The sequence below is a fragment of the Mobilitalea sibirica genome (genome assembly GCF_015999265.1).
Taxonomy (GTDB): Bacteria; Bacillota; Clostridia; order Lachnospirales; family Lachnospiraceae; genus Mobilitalea; species Mobilitalea sibirica.
Genome location: NZ_JAEAGR010000008.1, coordinates 58,478 through 79,072, shown reverse-complemented (window position 1 = coordinate 79,072; position 20,595 = coordinate 58,478). Strand labels below are relative to the sequence as shown.

Here is a 20,595-nt window from a genome sequence, read left to right as displayed (position 1 = left end):
CCTAATCCTCCTCAATCACATGAATCTCCAGATAATCGAAGTCAATCGGCTCCATAAAGTTATCCTGCGTAAATCTGGTCTTATCATGACGTTTAAAATCCGCCACTGTGGAATCTAACCAAATCGGCTTTGATAAATCGAAGGTGTGACAGATTTCATCCATTGCCGCGAATATTTTCTGCGTTCTTCTCATATCCTTATCATCATTACATATCACGATATCTTTGATTAACTTGTTATTCGTAAAAACTTTTGCCCATAGTCTAAACATAGTACTCCTCTTTCTATTATATGAACTACTCTCCAGGAAAAAGTTGATATTTATTTCCTGTCAGTATATAATTATTCTCATAGTATCAACATTTATTATATATGAATAGCGGATAAATGAAAAGTCATTTCCGGCAATTATAGAGGTGTAACCATGGAAGGAAACAAACGCAGGGAGAATTTAATACAGATATTAAAAGAAGGTACAAGCCCTGTATCCGGCGGGGAGCTGGCTAAACTCTTAGGGGTAAGCCGTCAGGTCATCGTTCAGGATATTGCACTGCTTCGTGCTTCCGATATTAATATTATCTCGACCACCAAGGGCTATCTGCTCTATTCCATAGAACAATCCAAACATAGACGCGTTATGAAAGTTAAGCATACCACGCAACAGATAGAGGATGAACTTTGTACCATAGTGGATCATGGTGGTAAAGTCATAGATGTAATCGTGGTTCATGAAATATACGGAGAAATTAACACGGAGCTTGTAATACGCAACCGAAGCGATGTCTATGATTTTGTGAAAAAAGTTAAAGAGAAACAGATCGTACCCTTGAAGGAATTGACCGCCGGAGTACATCAACACACCATTGAAGCGGATTCGGAAGAAACGCTTAATCGTATCGAGCAGGCCTTAAGGGAAAAGAATTATCTGTCGGAGTAAATAATAGAATTGTAATTAATGTAATTTCTTAGTTGTAAGATAGAACCATTGTCTATTGAACTGACCCTCATAAGCTAGATTTTTAGGTCTAATTTATGGAGGGGGCAATTCAGTCGGCAGTGGTTTTTTAGTATGCATTTTTATAATGAAATAATTTCAAATCGTCGTATTGGTGTAGAATCTCTATTGATATTTACTAGGTGCGTAAGTTGTTATATCGCAAGTTATAAGGGAATAATAAAAATATAGAAATTATGGAAGTGACTTATATCACGTGTTTCATACACATTACTCTGCGGTTTCATGTCCTGTTAGCAGCTGTTAAGGCATTATTTATTGTAAGCGAATTAATTTGTAAGATTAAATAATATAGTTATATTTGTAGGAATAAATGAGAAACGCCTTACCTTACATTTAATTTTACTGTTGACAAGACAGCTGTAATGTCGTATATGTATTATAGAGAATTAATTGATAAAATAATAACTTTTCTGAAGGAGTAGAGGATGAAAGCATTTAAAAAGTATTTAAATCGAATTTTTATTGATGGTCTTAGCGGAATGGCTCTTGGCTTATTTTCAACACTGATCATCGGAACCATCATTCAGCAGATCGCTAACTTAATTGGGGGAAGCGTTGGTGATACCTTATTCCTGATTGGTAAGGCAGCTGCCTCTCTTACCGGTGCCGGTATCGGTGTAGGCGTGGCATATAAGTTTAAAGTAAGTCCTCTGGTCGTAGTATCTGCGGCAACCGCCGGTATGGTTGGTGCCTTTGCTGCTAAAATTGCAGCCGGAAGCTTTCTGTTGGAGAGCGGCATCGTACAGTTAATCGGCCCCGGAGAGCCTCTGGGTGCATTTGTTGCAGCCTATGTAGGTATTGAGATTGGTAACCTGGTGGCAGGAAAAACAAAGCTGGATATTATAGTAACTCCTATGGCATCTATCTTATCCGGTTCCATCGTTGGTTTAATCATTGGACCTCCGATCTCAGCTTTTATGACCAGAATTGGAGAATTAATTGAATTTGGAACAAAACAACAGCCCTTCTTAATGGGTATTATGGTAGCCGTTTTAATGGGTATGATCCTTACACTTCCCATCAGTTCAGCGGCACTGGGTATTGCCCTTGGTCTTGGAGGCTTATCCGCAGGTGCGGCAACCGTAGGTTGTGCAGCTAACATGATTGGTTTTGCCGTTGCCAGCTACCGGGAGAATAAGACCGGCGGATTAATCGCTCAGGGAATTGGAACCAGTATGCTACAGGTACCAAACATCTATAGAAAACCAATCATATGGCTTCCTGCTATCATCACCAGCGCCATCTTAGGTCCTTTATCCACTATGGTATTTAAAATGACGAACAATGCGACCGGTTCAGGTATGGGAACCTCCGGTTTAGTAGGCCAGATAATGACCTTCCAAACAATGACCGCAACAGAGGGCGCAGGGTTGGTATTATTAAAGATTGCTTTATTACACTTTATACTTCCCGCAATCTTATCCCTTGTAATCTCTGAATTTATGAGACGTAAAAACTGGATTAAACTAGGCGATATGAAGCTGGAACTGTAATTAATAATCGGATGTAAAATATGTGAAGATATATGTGAAGATATATGTGGAGAGTTTATCGTTTCTATCTAAGATAACGATAATTATTTATTATAGAAAATAAAGATAAATTTAACGTTAAGTACCTTCTATCCTGAAAGGATATGAGGATATGATACGTTTCTTTATAACTCTTTTATAAAACTCTTTAAATTAGGTTGAATTCGCCGGATATAATAGATGTAGTTATTTAGATGCGAAACCATTAGAACCATAGAAATAAGTAAATTAGTTGATGCTTCTAAACATTAAAATGTTAGTTGTACTTATTAACATTAGCTTATAATAGATATATTTAATTGACTATATATAGAAAGAGAGGATGCTCCTATCATGGAATGCATCCTCTTCTTTATGATACATTTTCATTTCATTAACGAAGTAATAACATAGGATTCATTGTTTCTTCATTTTCTAAAACCTGAAAATAAAGATTACTTCCTTCCACGGAATAGTATTTTGTGGGTTCACTAACGATTCCAATTACTTCTCCTTCGGCTAGCTTGTCTCCTACTTTTAAAGAAACATCTTCTAACTGACCATAGACTAAACTATAACCATCACCAACATTCATTGTAACGGTAAGTCCTGTCTCTTCGTTCGTATCGATGCTGCTAACGATACCATTTGCCGCTGCTTTTACTTCTGTTCCCACCTCAGCATCTATAATAATTGCCGGGTTACACTTATACTGCATTAATGTTGCATGATAAATCACATGATCCATACTATACTTCATGATTACGTTTCCCTCAACCGGCCAGAGGAGCCCTGCGTCTTTATTGAATTTTAGACTATCTATAACCGGGGTGGAATCTGCTTGAACCGTATTACCTGATGTTTCAACAGCATCCGGTTCTGCTTCTGCTACTTCTTCAGCTTGTGCAGTCTCTGACTGTGCCTGATCTTGGGATAGGTCAATACCATTTTCTTCTGCTTCGGTATAGACATCAAATTCCAGTAAGCTGTCATTATCTGCAACATTTTGATTTGAATTATCCTTAACGCCGGGTTGTGTATTGCCTTGATTATTAGCAACATCTCCAGACGCCTGGTTATTGTCAGCTACAACATTGTTATTGTCATCAGCCGCTATGTTATTATCCGGTTCATTCAGGTCAACAAAGTTGTTATCTTGGTCCTTTTGATCCGAAGATAAATTAGACCCGATAAGCGCTATCGCAGCAATAGCTATAACACCGACAAATAATAACACATAATAACCTTTACCTTTTAAAAATTCGGTAAATTTGTTCTTTTTCACTGTTATCACCTCTAGATATATTCTTCTCAGATAATAATTTATTTATACCTCAGTCATTTACTGGAATTTATTTTTTATTATTAGATCATCCGGGTCTCCTCATGAAGTAAAAATAAACTTTTTTGTTACTTATTTAATTGTTACCAATTCACTAAAATTTAATCCATACATTGGCATCTAAATATTGACAATTTTAAAGAAATCTATAAAATAGAATTATGCGGATATAGTTTAGTGGTAAAACACGAGCTTCCCAAGCTTGCGATGCGGGTTCGATTCCCGTTATCCGCTTAACGAAAAAGAGATACGATACCGATTTTCAGGTATTGTATCTCTTTTTTGTTATGTGATTATATAAGGTAAGCGGGAAGAATAAAACATGAGCCCACTGGTGAAATGCTTTTATTCTTCCTAAGCCTTGCCATGGTTTTAGGCAAGGCTTTTTCCCGATTATCCGCGTGGTGTGTAACCAACCAAAAGAAGCGAAGACTGCAAGAAAAAAGTGCGAGGCCACTGGCGAGCTTCTTTTTCTTGTGACGTCATTCCATGATTTTAGGAATGACGTTGTTCGACGGTGAATTGATGGTTTACAATTCAACGCCCGTTATCCGTGTAGTAATTATATAAGTGAAAGAGGCTCGCTGGAAAGTGTTTTATTAATGCTTGCAGATCTAAGTTCCCCGGAATCACGCTTTTATCATTATTCACTTCCAATTGTTCACTCTTTCTGTAGATTTGGGGAGGCGATCAATAGGCAACTACCATCCCCTCTAAAAATAGCATATAAAGGAAGATATTACAACAATTAAAGAAAACTTGAGCTGATAAAATATCTTGATTGCTCATGATGTAAAACAAATTTTTGTATGGTAAAAGTATCTATAGTATATCAATCATAGTTTTAATTTTGCACCATTGATTTAATGATGTAATATCACTTATGTATTTCTTTCCTTCCTCGGTCTGTGCTAGTTTGTTTCCAATTCCAACATGAATTATATTATCTTCCGTATCATAACTAATACTTATTTCTCTTAAAACAGTAATACTATTCATACCCCTAAATCTCTTTGTAGGTTCTATAGTATCAGCTATACATAGAATGAATAATAAAGGATCTTCCTCATAGTCTATTATTCGATAGTTTTCTGGCCATAAACATTGTAAACTATATTCTGCATAAGACTGTTTTTCTCTCTCTGTATTGCCTGACATAAAAACATTATGGGCAGCAATACAATTAGTTATATATGCAAATACTTTGAATTGTTCACAGCAAAAATGTCTTCCTTGATTGTTAAAAAAGTTATCATAGCGACCATTTTGGCGGTTTTTGTAGTACTCTTTTTTGTAGTTATCTACTAGACTTGAAAACAATTTATCCGCGCCAACAATACCATGATCCAAAGTATTCATTTTTATTAATCGATACCTAAAATAGTTTTCTTTTATAGAATAATTATACCAAGATCTTTTTATAGTAGTACCATTACTGTATTCAAGTCCTTTTCTACATGAAAAGTTACATTCAAACTCGGTGATTTGCTGCCTTGAAACTATTGAATAATTTCTAAAATAGCACCTGTCACTCCTTAATGGGATATTGGGGACTAATCTATTAATCTGCATATTACTATTATTGTATAAAAACAGTCTAGAATACTTTCTATTCTCTCTTTCACGGATACATAATCTTAGATATTTATCTTTTATTTCAGCAATTTTCCGTTGGTCCATTTCATTTTCATATATATATCCAAAGTCATGTGCTAAGCATGTTAAAAACCACAAATAAGAAAATGGATACTCTCCGTCAACTTCTGATTTTATAAATAAACATGGATCTATCAATCTTTGTAACATCGTACCTATAAAGAATACATTGGTTGTATGTCCGTTCCGAAAAGACAACTCTTCTCCTTCGTATTCACGCCATTCAAAAACTGCATATTCTTTTGAACCTGTTTTAAAATAATCATTAATAAATCGTTTTGCAGATTCTCTGCTTTCAAAAGGTGATTCTACATTCAGACCATAATAGTTCCAAAAGGCATTATGTTCAATAAATTCATTTCTCATTTGTTTTTCTAAGTTCATATCTTCTCCACTCTTATTGACATTAATAATGTCTAAAAATACTTGACAGTATCCCGTCAAAAGGATATGTGCCTATTTTATAAATATTATATCCAGAGAATCAGCAATAAAAATTTATACACTGTCTAAATGTCTTTTTCTTGCGATTGCTTTCTCAGTATGGATCTGGGACATGAACCGTCCAAGTTTTATAAAGCAAAAGTAATTAAATTTTTAACAGCCTCAATATAATTTTCTTTACTTTTAACTTTATAAACGCTTATATAGGAAGGGTGATGTATGGGAATAACCCTCATGTTTCCAAACTGATACATTTTGTAATTATAATCGTTGAAATCATCAAATTCCATTTGTATGTTATTTTCAAAAGCCTTAATAACATTTTTTCCAAGTAGAAATATTATCTTCGGCTTTAAAATTTCGATTTCTCTAAACAAGTTTGTTATACACAAGTCCATTTCTTTTCTTGTAGGATATCTTAACTTGCCACCTCTATCTAGTGGTAAACACTTTACTACATTAGTCTTATAATACTTACATTTCTTAACCTCTGTTTCAATTTCAGATATAAGACCCCCTGATTTGGTAGAAGCAGATAACGGTGTATCCTCCATAACATTTTTAACTTCTTTAGCAGATAACCCTACCCACATTACATCACATTCATCAACCTTATCCAATAATGGTAGTTGATTATTGCACATATTACATTTTCTGCAATTAATTATTTCATCCAACATAATAAACTCCACTTTACAAGTTATTTGTTTTATAAATGTAATTATACAATATATCATCTGCACATTCACTAAAATTTTTATAGTAACCATTAAATTGAGACTTCTGGGTCATACCTGTCAAAATCTCATTTTCTTGAAAGATTAAATCATCATATACTCCATCAACAAATTTGTTGTATAGTTCGGTACCATGGTATGGCTTATATTGAAATATGCTTGTTCGAAAATCTCCCTTCAAAAACTTTGAACTCTCTTTTAGGGAACTTGCCAACAGATAACTTTCTTCCATGTCTTCTTTAGTTTCTGTTGGAAATCCATATATAAAGTACCCTTTAACGTTGATTCCAGCTTTAAGAAGTCTATAAATTATTTTCTTTACTTCCTCTGCACTTCCATTCTTTTTTAGTAATTTTCTTATTTTATCTGAACCTGATTCAATTCCAATAAATAGCTCAAGACAACCGCTTTGTTTTAGATTAACCAAACTGTCATCATCTGTATTTACGAATGACTTAATATGCGCCATTGCTCTCCACTTTAAGCAAATTTCGTTAAATATTTTAATTGCTTCATTTATTTTGATCTTATTTCTTAAAAATAAGTCATCTAATATTCTTATGCATTCTATGGAAGGATCCATCGAGAATATTTCATTGATTTGCTCTAGAATTGCTTGTGGAGTAAGCATTCTAATATTACTCTCTGTGTTTAGGCTTTTTGCAGCTCCACAAAATGCACAGTTATAAAAACACCCTCTCGAAGTAATAATAGCTTTTTCTTTAAGTCCAAAGTGATTTATAATATCTGTTTCATTTAGTAGATTTCGATTCAAATGATTATTTTCTAGATCCTTAGGATAGTACTTGGATGATGTGTCTACCTTATATACCTTTCTATTCTCAATACATAACATAGGTGTTTCATTCACAGCATTAAGAGTTATATCCGAGGTAATATAATCCCCTTCACCAATTACTACAACAATCTCGTTTTTTGTATTCCATGCTATAATATCTTTATAAATATGCTTAGCACATTGACCGCCAACAATAAAACGGCAATCATTTTGATATGATTCAACCATTGATCTAACAATATCAATATTAATTGAAAAAATATTGATTCCTATTACTTCCGGTTTAATTTTATGTAATTCGCAACATATTTCATCTAAATTCATGCCTTTTTGTACCGCATCTAATACCATCACTTCAATACCATTTTCCTTCAAGTTCGATGCGATATATCCCAATCCTAAAGGAGGTAAGTATTCATTAGTATCCTCTGTATTATTATCTTTGTAAATAGGTGAATTAACCAGTACAACCAATATAAGTCACCCCCCTGGTAGGCCGTTTATAAGATTTAATAAATTTGATTTTATAATTTCAACAGAATTTGAAAGTTTTTGATCCGTGTTAATTAATTTAACATTATAACTTTCTGTTGATAAGTAATCTGCTGCTTTTCTACTTAACTCCAATTCATCTTTACTCGTATACTCTCTTTCAAATCTTGTTAAACACTTCCTTGTAGCTAAACGATAATTTATCGTCTCTTCTTTTGCCAATAATATGAAACATATGTCCGGCTTAAGTATAGATGTATTAATTCTCATCACTTCAACCGCACTTAATCCATCAAGAACCTGTAAAATCAATGATGATGCTATATATCTATCGCATAAAACAATAACCCCTTTAGCTAACTGCGGCAATATTTCTTCCTTAATATGATTATGTCTATCAGCTGCCACGAGATTCGCCAACGTATAAGAATTGTATTTTTCTTCGGAATTTCTTATAAATTGACCAATATTAGAGTCAGAAGGCTCTCTGGTAATGAAAATTTTATATCCATCTACCTCCATTGCTCGTTTCACTTCATTAATAATAGTAGTTTTACCCACTCCATTCGGTCCATCGAAAGTTATGAACATATCGTATCTCCTTATATAAAACGTTATATTCTCTTTTTACTTAATTTAGATATCTTCACTATCTTCACATTCAAAACATTATAATACAAGTTTTGCTTACATCTGTTGAATATTACTAGACCATCACTAATTTCAAGTCATTCTTACTTTTATCTACTTTCTACAACTCACATTTCTATATAAATTTCTTTATTCCATCTATCTTTATTTGATCATCATAATCATAAACAATTCCAACACTATATTTAGCTCTCGTTATTGCTACATAAAACTGTGATCTCGTCTTAGGTTTTAGTTCATTCGAATGATTGTTCATCCATTTTTTCATTGTTGCAGTTGGATATATTAAAACTCTATCAAATGTTAAACCTTTTGATTCTCCCATATTAATAACTGGATAGTTATCTACAACTTTTACTGTTCTCTTCTCACGAAGTTGCATAGGGTTATATTTAGCCAAATACTTCTCTACATCATCAAGTCTTATAAGAAAAATCCCATCATGACCGGTTTTTTCGAATACCTTTGTCCCAGTCTCTTCATACTCTGGATAGAGCATAGATGAAAATGAACATATACTTTTATTATTTCTATATGAGTCATTTAATATTTCTTTATCAAATAAGCACTCTATATGCTTGCACTCATTTTTTATATACTCTTCGATATTACCGACTGTATACTTCTTGTTTTTTGCTTCATTATGAGTATGATAAGTAACCTGTCGAGGATCCCCCACCATAGTCAAATCACAATCTGATTTTAACAACGATTTAATTAACTCTAAATCATATCCTGCCATATCCTGAACTTCATCAATATATACTTTTGAGAATAATCTGCTGATACGCTTTATTACAGCTCCCCCAGTCTTTTCTTCGCATCTACATACAAACTTAGAGATTTTATCAGAATACATTTTCATTTCTTTAGTAAAGTAAAATCCATATAACTCGCCTTCACTATAATAAACCGGTCCTCTTCTACTCATATATTTAACCCCGGATTTTTGATTTACTAGTACCATGCCAGTTATTTTTTTATCCAATAAAACTCCTTGAAAAGGTTTTACGCCATGTTGCAAAAGGAAAGCATACCATGTTTTAATTATTACATTGTGAGGTATACAGCCATTTAGCTCGATAAATTTCTTCCTTATTTCTTGTTCATTAGCAATTGTATATGTTGTTATTAATATATTATCAGATTCTTGTAATGCACTTTTAACCAAATATGTTGTTTTTCCAGAACCGGCAGCAGCAATAATTAACTTATTCATCATCTTATGGCCTCCAAAATGTATTCTGGCATTTCTACTATTTCGGTTGACTCAAAAATTTTCAAACTGCATTCCGTCTTATTATGTTTCATATATTTTCTCAATTCATCTTCATCGGTATAATTTGTTTCAAATATACGGTTCAGTTTTTCTAGTCCATTTACCTTTAATAACTTAGGTTCTAGTGTATTATAATTATAATAGCTATTACCAATTAATAGATTACCAGAATCTACACATCTATCTACGCAGATTTTAACATAATCTTTTGAATTTTGACCTAAATAATTGCTATACTTCTTATCAATAGCATCTATATCACCATCATTATCTGTCACAACAACAATATTTTTTTTCAAACAATCTGCTAATTCCAAAAAACGCAGAAAGGATATACCTACAGAAATCACTTCAACACCATCTTGAATGGGTAGCTTCCCTTCATTTAACTGCATATATGCTTTTTGTATAACTAACTCGTCTGAATCACCCTCACACAAAATTGCCCTTTTACATAAAATCAATCGTAATGTATCATATCCTGCGATTTTTCTGAAAAAGTCATAGGTTTTAACAGAAAGTTCAGAGAACCTTATTACTTTCATATTATCCAATAAATAAAGATTCTCTAATCCCAGTTTATTAGCTACAAAGCTATTATGTGTTGAAATGAGTATCTGCTTTTCAGAATACTGGTCTGAAATACATTTAATTAATTGGTTTAACCTTGTATGAGATAAATGATTTTCAGGTTCTTCTAGCAAAATAATACCAGCATTTTTTGCTGTCTTTTTAGCAAAAGCCAATTCTGTTTTTACAACACACTGTTCTCCCTTCCCTATATAATTAAATGGAATTTCATCAAGTTGAGTAACCAAACTATTTTCCCATGCATTTTTCGTTACCAATTCTACAGACAATGTTATTTTCTTTTCTGTCAAACTTGTACTTTGATTGATTTTCTTGTTTATTGTTTCAATAGAAGGCTCACACATGAAAGAATCTCTCATTTTTCTATGGGCTTGTGCAATTGACGTTATATCTTCAGGTTCAAGATTTCCCTTTATTATTCTTGATAAATAAAGATCATTACCACTTTGATATCTGCATTCTGATGAATCTATTAATGATGATTTGTATGGTATACTACGGATTGTAATTGAATCTCGCGCAAATGTTGTCCAAGTAATATCATAATATTCTATTGGTAGACTTTTTAAGTCTGCCTGCTTTATTAGAGCTTCATACTCATCGGAATATTTATCATTAAAAGCGATTTTAAAGGAAAATCCCTCTGCACTATTATCCTTATCACTATTTGCATCACCATTCATTAATGGCACTTCTTCTCCTCCGAAATATACTTCAATCATTATAAATGGAAGCTCCTTTGTTGTAGATGTCATTAATGACGCTAAATATTCATCAACAACTTCTTTATTAAACAAATATTGTGTAAGTTCATTCCATATACTCTTACCATTGATAAGTCCTGTAAGAGCTAAATTAATAGCCTCAAGTATTGTCGACTTTCCTGCCTCATTGTCTCCCACTAAGATATTCAAACCTTCTTTAAGTATTATTTCAAAGTCTCTATAGCATTTAAAATTATGTATTATCACCTTACTAATATACATTAATTCGCCCTCCCAATATATTAAATCTTATTGCTATTGTAGATAAACTTTTTACCCCATCTCCCTTATTTGACAAACTAGTTAATACTCCATCATCTATATCCATGTTCACTATTTTTCCAGAAATAGAATTGCCTTTTCTCATTCGATCGGTCAAATATAGATTTACTGATTTAATTTGCGGTAAGAACTGTACAAGTGGTGTTTTTACTCTTTTGGCTAACAAAACTAACTTTTCCTGTTGAATTTTTTCAATATATTCTAACGAGTCTTTATAGACTTGATCCTCAATACTTGATAATTCCAAATTAATTAATTCAGATATAACGCTATATGCATCCGTTTCAGATCTTACAGCAGGAATAAATTGAACATCAAACTTATTACAAATAAATCTACTAATAGGAATTATCTTATCTGACAAAGCCTTAGCGTTTTTACCTCTCTTTGGAATTGTTACAGAAAGTGAATTGCTTTCACCAATTTTGATGTATATTGACAAAGCACCATTGATATTAGAGCGAATGATATTGTTTAACTCAATAGTTTCATCTTCATTCATTGAAAAATCCATTCGTACTTCTGTATTCTTATTATGTAGCTTTTTTGATGTTTGCAGCGATAATGGAAAGTCTTCTTGCCAATCATATAACTGTTTGATACTGCGTTTTCTCTTTTGTAAAAGTTCCATGCTTCGCAATATCTCCATGCCTAAATCAATAGCCTTTAACACATAAGTCTTTCCCTCATTATTTTGTCCCAACAAAACTGTAAGATTAGATAAGTCGATTTTATGTGCAGTAGTGATACTTCTATATTTTGAAATTGAAACATATGATAACTTCACTCTTTTCTCCTCCATCAAAACCCAATATAAGTTACATTATATTCCATTATATATTTATAATTGAGTAATTTCAATATAATTCTACAATCATTTACATTTTCTACAATTCTACAATCATTTACTTTTTTCGGTACTTTTTCGGTGTCTTTCTGAGTTTTATCACTCATTATCAGCACATGCAAAAAAATGGCACCTACTAGGTGCCATAGTGTAATCGTATTAATCAATTATAAAACCCCCATCAACTTCTCAACCACATCCAAATCCGCAGGAAGCCATTTAACTGTATCTAGCTCTCCCTTTTCTAACCAGCGCCCCGATGTATGCTCCACAAAATTAATTACTCCTTCAACCACATGACAAAAATAGCAATGCATGGTCAGATGAAAATTTGGATAATCATACTCTATTGTCAGTAGATAATCATCCACCTTAATATCTACCTCAAGTTCTTCTTTTATCTCCCGACATAAGGCATCTTCCCTTGATTCCCCTTCTTCCATCTTGCCTCCGGGGAATTCCCAACTACCGGCGAACTCTCCATACCCTCTTTGTGTTGCTAATATTTTATCTCCGTCTTTGATAATAGCTGCCACAACTTCAATCTTTTTCATTCTTATCTCCCCGTTAATCTATTTTGTAATATACTCATATATATCTTCCCGTACAGGGGTATCAAGAACCCACTCTATCTCAACTGCAGTTTTATCTGTATTTGCCATGATAATTTCATTTGTATTTCCGGTAGCATGCATGCGTCCTAAATAATAGAATTCTTTTGAAATTTTATCATCTTTATTTTTCCGAACAAACAATTCCACTTTAATGCCTCGTTCCTGTGCATTGAGAAAGTTCTGTATATCCTCTGACTGTACATTTCTACCGCTCTTTGAAATAGCTATCAGATTATTCGGTGTAACAAAATGATCCTCATATTTAATCGTAGCCTGAATATCATCTGATTTATCATAGTTAATAAATACAGGGAATGTTTTCGTTTTAGAATCATATTTATAGCCACCGATGTTTAATGGCACTTCATTTGTCTCCCATTCTAGTAATCGACAGACATCCTCATAAGTGTATTTTTGATATAATTCAAAATTGGTATCCTGATAGCGATTTCCATAATCTCGTTTATTTCTGGATATACCAAATGATATTAATTCCTTTAATATATCTAGAAACTCCGGATTATCTAACATTCTAGCAAATGAATTATTGACCCTATAATCATCCCCGTCCGGTTCAAGGAATACACACTCCTCAAAAGTTTTCTTGCCTGTTCCGGAAGGAAACTCATTGGTCATAACATTAACAACATTTTTTACTGTTTTTTCTTCCATCGAAATATTATAATCGTAAGCCAGTTTCTGTTTTAACAAGCCAATTAAACCGGAACGATAAGCCAGCATACGATTTAATAATTCCAGTTCATGAATTCTTTTTCCGGAGGCTAGCTTTTTCGATATAAATTCTATATACTTTTCCTCCGAAGCACTTAATCTTATCTTATAATCTTTTTCGTATTTTACTAAAAACTTATAATAGGAACCCAATGAATTGTTATCAAAAATTCGAAGCACATCCATTTCCCCATAATCATCAAAATCTTTCAGACTTGGAATATGACCTAATTTATTCTTAAGCTTAGTATAATTCTCTTTAATAAGTTTAATATCACTAAAGTTAGCCGCATCAATCGAGTTAAATATCCGCTTCTTCGAGATCTCATCAAAATGAATCGTAGACGATCCCGGAATAATTCTTTCTCCCTCCAACAAATATCTTCTGATATTATCCTTGTTATACGTCCTATCTCCAGATAGGGCAATCGGAATCATGAAGTTATTCATGTAATTACCTATAAAATCAAGGATAACAACATACTCCTTATTTTCAGCCTTACGAAGACCACGTCCTAACTGCTGAATGAATACAATCGGACTTTCTGTCGGTCTTAGCATGATCACTTGATTTATTTCCGGTATATCAACACCTTCATTGAATATATCAACAGTAAATATATAATCTAACGTATCCGTCCTATCGTCGTTAGTTAGACGCTCGATGCATTCTTCCCGACATTCTTGCGAATCCTCACCACATAGGAACTCTGTATGATAACCCCGTGCATTGAATTTAGCAGATAACTCTTTTGCCTCATCTTTTCTACTACAGAAAATTAAGCCCTTTACCCGTTCTCCGCTATAACCATAATAATTCGCTTTCTCAATCACATAATCCACACGGGAATCACATACCAACCTTGCAAAATTTCTAATGCCAGTTGTATCATCAAACACTTCACCGTCTATCTCTAAATCCGTAATGCCAAAATAGTGGAATGGACATAACAGATTTTCTTCTAATGCCTGTTGTAATCTGATTTCATATGCAATCTTATGATTAAATAACCTATATATATCAAAGCCATCTGTGCGATCAGGACTTGCAGTCATACCAAGCCAAAACTTCGGCTGAAAGTATTCCATGATTTTTTTATAGCTTTCTGCACCGGCCCTATGTACTTCATCAATAATGATAAATTCAAACTCATCTCTAGCAAACCTTTCTCTTACCTCCGGTTTCGCCATCATCTGCATAGTGGAGAATAGATATTCAGCCTCGTAATCTTTAGACGTACCTGATATCAGACCAAACCTCTTAGTATTTCCAAATACCTTTTTATAGCTTTTAATTGCCTGCTTTGCGATCTGTTCCCTATGTACAACAAACAATGCCTTCTTCGGACTTTCCTCTCGTAAAGCAAATGCCGAAGCATAGGTTTTTCCTGTGCCCGTAGCAGAAATTAATAACGCCTTTTCTTCTCCAACATCCTTAAGTTTGCGCAAATTAGACACAAATTCAACCTGCATCTTGTTGGGTTGTAATCTATATTGTTCGATAGAAGGAATTTCATATTGTTTTGCGATTGCTTTCTGCTTTTTTATCAGCTCATAGCTTACGGTATAACTCTCTATAAAATCCGAATAGCTTTTTGTTGATTTTGCATTCCATAGGGTATTAAATTCCTCAACAATATTATCAGCAAATTCACCCTGCCTTGTAGAAATGATTTTTGTATTCCACTCTTTATTTTTCGTCAACGCTCCCAAAGTAATATTAGAGCTTCCAACAATGATTTTGTAGATTTCATCTTCTTTAAAAATATATCCCTTGGTGTGAAACCCTTCTTCGGCTTCATCTGTACAATACATTTTTAATTCTATATTCTTAAGCTCTGCTAGTTTATGTAACGCTTTAGGCTCACTAAAGCTAAGATAATCGGTAGTTAATATCTGACCTGGTATCCCTTTCGTCTCTAATTCTTTTAAGGTTTGTAGCAATGGAGTTAAGCCACTCATTGTAATAAATGCAACACTTATATAGAACTGTTCACATTTTAAAAGCTCATCCTCAATGGAGGACAAAACTTTTCTACCTTCTTTATAGTTATTTGATATAAACTGAGGTTTATATGCTAAATTTGATATGCTATTTTGATTAATAAAGGCTGTTTCAAAGCCTTTTACCATTTGCTCAATGTCATGCTTTTGCATAATTTATCCTACCTACCCTAATTATTATATTAATAACTATCTATTTCTATCATTTTACATCTTTCATTAAAAGTAGACAAGCATTCTAATTACTTTTAATGATAGGTTTTTATTTGACTTTTCATGTATTATTTGAGTTTATGAACTTACACCTTTAATGTATCAATATATGCCTTATAATCACAATTCCAAGCATCATATTTAAAATCATCCGGTATTCTGATAAAACATCCTATCGTATTATCACGCTTTCTTTTTATAACACCTGACACGTTCCGGTTAGAATTCTTTCCATGTAATGATTCTCCTAACATATAAATCATAAATTTTTTTCCCTGCTTCTTCAGTATTTAGCTGTGAAATCCAAGTATTTTACAATGTATATCGTTAAAGAAAAGGGGGGCCGCCTTCCATCACAGCAAACTTTTAATAGCTCTCTCTAAAACAGTATCCCAAGGTCTTGCCTCAATCACTCTAATATTATTCTGATTACAAGTATCTGCAATCCATTTACCATAAACAATACTTATTTCCGCTCTGTAATGTTGTAATTCTCCACCTTCTCTTGATAGATAATTCTTTACTATTTGATTTACGTCTGGTTCTATCAAAAAGATGGATTTTACCTCCGGATTATCGAATGATATTGTAAATTCGGGGTCGATAAAATCTCCCTCAATAATAATAGGTACTTGATCCTCAATGTGCCTGTTTACAAGTTCTTTTAAAACCGGAATCAATTCTTTGCTTACATCAATCAACCAATTTACATTGCCCTCAACACCGATCTTCCTCCAATCTACACCAGTATTCCAATAATGTATTGCAGGAAAACTCTCCTTTGTAGTAACCGTTTCTACAGCTAGGTGAACATCATCTACTTCCATGACATTCACACCATAGTATCTGCCAATCTCATAAGCTATACTTGATTTACCTGTTCCCGAAGCCCCACCAATGAATAATACCGTCCAGTTTCTATCCATATTCATTTCTTACCCTCCTATATCGATCATCTCAGCCACTAAAGCTGTAATATTATAATTAATTCTATAAACCTATTCTTTATCTTTCTACGTCTTACGATTCTCTCTACTAATTTCAGTCTCCCTAAAACAACGTTCCTGATATTTTTTTGGAGTCATTCCAACATGCTTTTTGAACACCTCAATGAAATAACTCTGTGTCGGGAAGGCTAGAATTGATGCAATCTGAGCAGGCGAATAATCTGAGTACTTTAGCATATTCTGAGCCGTTTCTATTTTTCTTTTTTGTATATACATACTAATTGTAATGCCTGTCTCATTTTTAAAAAGCTTTGATAGATAGCTCGGATGTAGTTCTATATACGCAGCAAGCATTGCAACTGTAATTCTTGTATTAAGATTTTTATATATGTAATCGATACATTTTACAATCGGCTTTGAAAAGATCTTATTCATTTTCAAAGCCTTCATTCTTTTTGTATAGTCTATCGTCATTATGCTATGAAGCCTTGAAATCTGGTCCATTGCTGTACATTGGTCTGCCTGTTGAATATAAAAATCACTGAGCCTGTAGGCCGCCTCATGTTCCATTCCACCCTCAATACAGTATCTTGCAACCATTGCAACCGTAATTATGAAATGATACCTTATATTACGCAGAGGGTTATCCGACAATTGTCCAAGTCCAACTTTATCTGTGAAAGCATCTTCACACAATTTCATCACCTTGTCGATATCCCCTGATTTTACTGATACATAAAAATCAAATTCAGGGCCATAAGGTGCGTGTGAAATGTTATCTTCACGCATAATAAATTCTTTATAACTCCATTCTTTATTAATATCCATACTAATTCTTCCTTTCTTACCCAATTATGTCACTATTCTGATAAAAATGCAATCATAATGATATACTTATACTCTAATTCATCCTATGATATTGGTAAAACACAGGAGACAGAAATATGAAGAAATTTACCGGTTATACAAAGGGCATTAATCTTGGAGGATGGCTATCCCAGTGCGATCATAGCAGAGAGACTTATAACACCTTCATCACCAAAAACGATATTGACCGAATTGCCTCATGGGGCCTTGACCATATAAGGTTGCCCATTGATTATGAGCTTGTTGAAACCGAGGACGGCCAGTATGTGGAAGAAGGTTTTAGCTACATTGACAATTGCCTCGATTGGTGTCAAAGTAACGGGCTTAACATGATTCTTGACTTACATAAAACTGCGGGCTATTCCTTTGATGAGTTTGAGACATCAACAGGATTTTTTGAAAATGATACCCTTCAAAATAGATTTATGAACCTTTGGGAAGAACTAGCGAAACGTTATGGAAAGTATGAAGATCGTCTTTCTTTTGAGCTATTGAATGAAATTGTTGATCCGGAAGTTGCAGATATATGGAATGGCATTGCTAAGCGCACCGTTAAAGTGATTAGACAATATGCTCCGACCATTAAAATACTTATCGGCGGTGTAAGAAATAACAGTGTTGATTCAATTAAGCTACTCGATATGCCATATGATGAAAATATCGTCTATACCTTTCACTTTTATGAACCCTTAATCTTTACGCATCAAGCTGCCTACTGGGTTAATAAGATGACGGCTGATTTTAGGACAGTCTATCCAAACGAATTTGCTAAGTATAGGCTGGAAACAGAAGCATTTCTTCCCAGTGAAAATGGAGAAATATATAGTAACATAACACAGGATATCATTGATAAGAAGTTTTTTGAGACTGCTTTTTTAGAAGCCATTAGGGTTGCGAACGAACGGGATGTCGCACTATACTGTGGAGAATATGGTGTGATTGATCAGGCTGATCTTCCCTCCACAATTAATTGGTATTCCGATATTAACTCCACCTTTGAAAAGTTTGAAATTGGAAGAGCAGCATGGACCTATAAAGGGAAGGATTTTGGAATTATTGATAAACATTATGAACCGATTTTTGATAGACTAATCAAATTATTATAAAATTAAAGGATTGTCGCTTAGCGTCAGAAAGGGGATCTGAATGTTAAAAGGAGTTAAAAGAGGATTGTGTATTATCTTTGGGCTTACTATGGTCATTGGCATCTTTGCAGGTTGCAATAAAAAAGAAGACCTAACACCAGCAGACACATCTGTCAAAAAAGAAGCAACAGAAAAGCCTGATCCAACTGTAGAACCCACTGTAGCACCTACCAAAATTGAGGAGACGAATCAAACTACTGTCCCTGAACTTGAGGGCTATACGTTATTATGGAATGATGAATTCGAAGGTGACAGCCTGAATACAGACACCTGGAATTACGAGCCTCGTGAACCGGGATGGACCAATAATGAGTTACAAGAATATACCACATCAACAGATAATGTTTTTGTAGAAGATGGAAGACTTATCATTAAAGCGATTAAAACTACCGATGCTGCAGGAAATGACTATTATACTTCAGGTAAGGTTACAACGCAGAACAAGCAGGATTTCACCTATGGTAAGGTTGTGGTTAGCGCCAAAGTTCCAAGGGGTCAAGGTCTATGGCCTGCGATCTGGATGATGCCGAAGGTGCAAGAGTTTTACGGTGAGTGGCCAAAATGCGGTGAAATCGATATTATGGAAGTTCTGGGACACCAGGTTGATACCGCACATGGAACGATCCATTACGGTGAACCTCACGCACAACAACAGGGTACCTATGTACTAGAAGAGGGTACCTTCGCTGATGACTTTCATGAGTTTTCTGTTGAATGGGAACCGGGTGAATTTCGTTTTTATATCGATGGAAATCATTATAAAACCGTGAATGATTGGTTCACAGCCGTGGAGGGCGAAGAGGAAAAGCCCTATCCTGCACCGTTTAACCAACCATTTTTTGTACAACTTAACCTCGCTGTAGGTGGAAACTGGCCAGGAAATCCGGATGAAACTACGGACTTTGACAATGCATTATTTGAAGTGGATTATGTTAGGGTATATCAAAAACCAGAATATGATTTAAACGTCCAAAAACCAGTAACGATATTAGTAGAACCTGAAGCAGGAGCAAATTATATCCGTAACGGAGATTTCTCTAATGCCGAAGATCTTACCGACGATATAGATTGGAAATTTTTATTGGCACAAAACGGAGAAGGTAGTGCTGAAATTAAAGATGGAATGATTACAATACTATCACAAAACGCCGGAGCTGTTGACTATTCAGTTCAGCTTGTACAACCAAATCTTGCGATGAAAAAGGGAAGTAAGTACCAAGTAACCTTTGACGCTTATGCCTCAGAAGAAAGAGATATCATTGTATGTGTATCAGCACCTGATAATGGATGGATTCGCTATTTACCGGATACACTTCTAACTCTTTCAACAAGTATGCAGACTTATACATATACCTTTGATATGACAGGTAAAGATGACCCAAATGGTAGACTAGAGTTCAATCTTGGTAATAGGGGCTCTATCGCTGATGTTCATATCACAAATGTACGAGTAGAAAAAATTCAGTAGATATTAATTTTCATTAATATAATTTTGTTTCTTTTCATAAGCCTTGCCATGTTTTTTGGCAAGGCTTCTCCTGTTGATCCATTGTAAAAATAAAGCCCAGTTTAGTATATGAAAGTGCATTACCCCTTTAATATACCAATTTATATCTTATATTTCGAAAAAATGACATTATGGCTTCTATTGGAGTTATTG

At 34.1% G+C, this 20,595-nt stretch carries 18 protein-coding genes and 1 tRNA gene; 5 read left to right on the top strand and 14 right to left on the bottom strand.

Translation table 11 applies throughout. The annotated features are described in order from the left end of the window. Window position 1 precedes the first annotated feature (1 nt). Window positions 2–271 carry a hypothetical protein gene (locus I5677_RS09185; protein WP_197661290.1) on the bottom strand — a complete coding sequence of 90 codons (270 nt, stop codon included), beginning with the start codon at window positions 269–271 and terminating at the stop codon, window positions 2–4. Window positions 272–424: 153 nt separating this feature from the next. On the opposite strand from I5677_RS09185, the gene I5677_RS09180 reads away from it, so the two are divergent. Next, window positions 425–937, top strand: coding sequence for a transcription repressor NadR (locus I5677_RS09180; RefSeq protein WP_197661289.1), 513 nt, complete (start codon window positions 425–427; stop codon window positions 935–937). 506 nt (window positions 938–1,443) lie between these two features. After that, on the top strand, window positions 1,444–2,511 hold the full coding sequence (locus I5677_RS09175) for a PTS transporter subunit IIC (RefSeq protein ID WP_197661288.1): 1,068 nt from the start codon (window positions 1,444–1,446) through the stop codon (window positions 2,509–2,511). 412 nt (window positions 2,512–2,923) lie between these two features. Here the strand turns inward: I5677_RS09175 and I5677_RS17425 are convergent, their stop codons facing one another. Continuing rightward, a complete protein-coding gene (locus I5677_RS17425) occupies window positions 2,924–3,814 on the bottom strand; it encodes a peptidoglycan DD-metalloendopeptidase family protein (RefSeq protein WP_197661287.1) in 891 nt (296 codons plus the stop codon). A gap of 220 nt (window positions 3,815–4,034) precedes the next feature. On the opposite strand from I5677_RS17425, the gene I5677_RS09165 reads away from it, so the two are divergent. Next, window positions 4,035–4,105 (top strand) — tRNA-Gly (locus tag I5677_RS09165). Window positions 4,106–4,693: 588 nt separating this feature from the next. On the opposite strand, the gene I5677_RS09160 is transcribed toward I5677_RS09165, so the two are convergent. The 12 genes from I5677_RS09160 to I5677_RS09105 form a co-directional block, all read right to left on the bottom strand. Next, the gene (locus I5677_RS09160) at window positions 4,694–5,911 is read right to left on the bottom strand and encodes a hypothetical protein (protein ID WP_197661286.1); all 1,218 of its coding nucleotides are present in this window, start codon (window positions 5,909–5,911) and stop codon (window positions 4,694–4,696) included. A gap of 188 nt (window positions 5,912–6,099) precedes the next feature. Then, the gene (locus tag I5677_RS09155; protein WP_197661285.1) at window positions 6,100–6,651 is read right to left on the bottom strand and encodes a uracil-DNA glycosylase family protein; all 552 of its coding nucleotides are present in this window, start codon (window positions 6,649–6,651) and stop codon (window positions 6,100–6,102) included. A gap of 13 nt (window positions 6,652–6,664) precedes the next feature. Next, window positions 6,665–7,981: a B12-binding domain-containing radical SAM protein gene (locus I5677_RS09150; RefSeq protein WP_197661284.1), complete on the bottom strand. Its 1,317-nt coding sequence runs from the start codon at window positions 7,979–7,981 to the stop codon at window positions 6,665–6,667. Between the two features lie 6 nt (window positions 7,982–7,987). After that, on the bottom strand, window positions 7,988–8,590 hold the full coding sequence (tmk, locus tag I5677_RS09145; protein WP_197661283.1) for a dTMP kinase: 603 nt from the start codon (window positions 8,588–8,590) through the stop codon (window positions 7,988–7,990). 175 nt (window positions 8,591–8,765) lie between these two features. Further along, complete coding sequence (locus tag I5677_RS09140; RefSeq protein WP_197661282.1) at window positions 8,766–9,872, bottom strand: UvrD-helicase domain-containing protein; 1,107 nt, start codon at window positions 9,870–9,872, stop codon at window positions 8,766–8,768. After that, window positions 9,869–11,506 carry an ATP-dependent nuclease gene (locus I5677_RS09135; protein ID WP_197661281.1) on the bottom strand — a complete coding sequence of 546 codons (1,638 nt, stop codon included), beginning with the start codon at window positions 11,504–11,506 and terminating at the stop codon, window positions 9,869–9,871. The genes I5677_RS09140 and I5677_RS09135 overlap by 4 nt, the downstream gene beginning before the upstream one ends. After that, on the bottom strand, window positions 11,496–12,353 hold the full coding sequence (locus I5677_RS09130; protein ID WP_197661280.1) for an AAA family ATPase: 858 nt from the start codon (window positions 12,351–12,353) through the stop codon (window positions 11,496–11,498). Before I5677_RS09130 ends, I5677_RS09135 begins: the two co-directional genes overlap by 11 nt. A gap of 227 nt (window positions 12,354–12,580) precedes the next feature. Next, on the bottom strand, window positions 12,581–12,967 hold the full coding sequence (locus I5677_RS09125; RefSeq protein ID WP_197661279.1) for a (deoxy)nucleoside triphosphate pyrophosphohydrolase: 387 nt from the start codon (window positions 12,965–12,967) through the stop codon (window positions 12,581–12,583). 18 nt (window positions 12,968–12,985) lie between these two features. Continuing rightward, on the bottom strand, window positions 12,986–15,916 hold the full coding sequence (locus I5677_RS09120; RefSeq protein ID WP_197661278.1) for a DUF3427 domain-containing protein: 2,931 nt from the start codon (window positions 15,914–15,916) through the stop codon (window positions 12,986–12,988). A 146-nt stretch (window positions 15,917–16,062) separates the two neighbouring features. Continuing rightward, window positions 16,063–16,230: a hypothetical protein gene (locus I5677_RS09115; RefSeq protein WP_197661277.1), complete on the bottom strand. Its 168-nt coding sequence runs from the start codon at window positions 16,228–16,230 to the stop codon at window positions 16,063–16,065. Between the two features lie 99 nt (window positions 16,231–16,329). Beyond that, window positions 16,330–16,902: a hypothetical protein gene (locus I5677_RS09110; protein ID WP_243456546.1), complete on the bottom strand. Its 573-nt coding sequence runs from the start codon at window positions 16,900–16,902 to the stop codon at window positions 16,330–16,332. Window positions 16,903–16,989: 87 nt separating this feature from the next. After that, entirely contained in the window at window positions 16,990–17,751 is a 762-nt protein-coding gene (locus I5677_RS09105; RefSeq protein WP_197661275.1) for a helix-turn-helix domain-containing protein, read from the bottom strand. Window positions 17,752–17,867: 116 nt separating this feature from the next. On the opposite strand from I5677_RS09105, the gene I5677_RS09100 reads away from it, so the two are divergent. Together I5677_RS09100 and I5677_RS09095 are read left to right on the top strand one after the other, a co-directional pair. Beyond that, entirely contained in the window at window positions 17,868–18,896 is a 1,029-nt protein-coding gene (locus I5677_RS09100) for a glycoside hydrolase family 5 protein (RefSeq protein ID WP_197661274.1), read from the top strand. A gap of 40 nt (window positions 18,897–18,936) precedes the next feature. After that, window positions 18,937–20,403, top strand: coding sequence for a family 16 glycosylhydrolase (locus I5677_RS09095; protein WP_243456545.1), 1,467 nt, complete (start codon window positions 18,937–18,939; stop codon window positions 20,401–20,403). The last annotated feature ends 192 nt before the right edge of the window (window positions 20,404–20,595 follow it).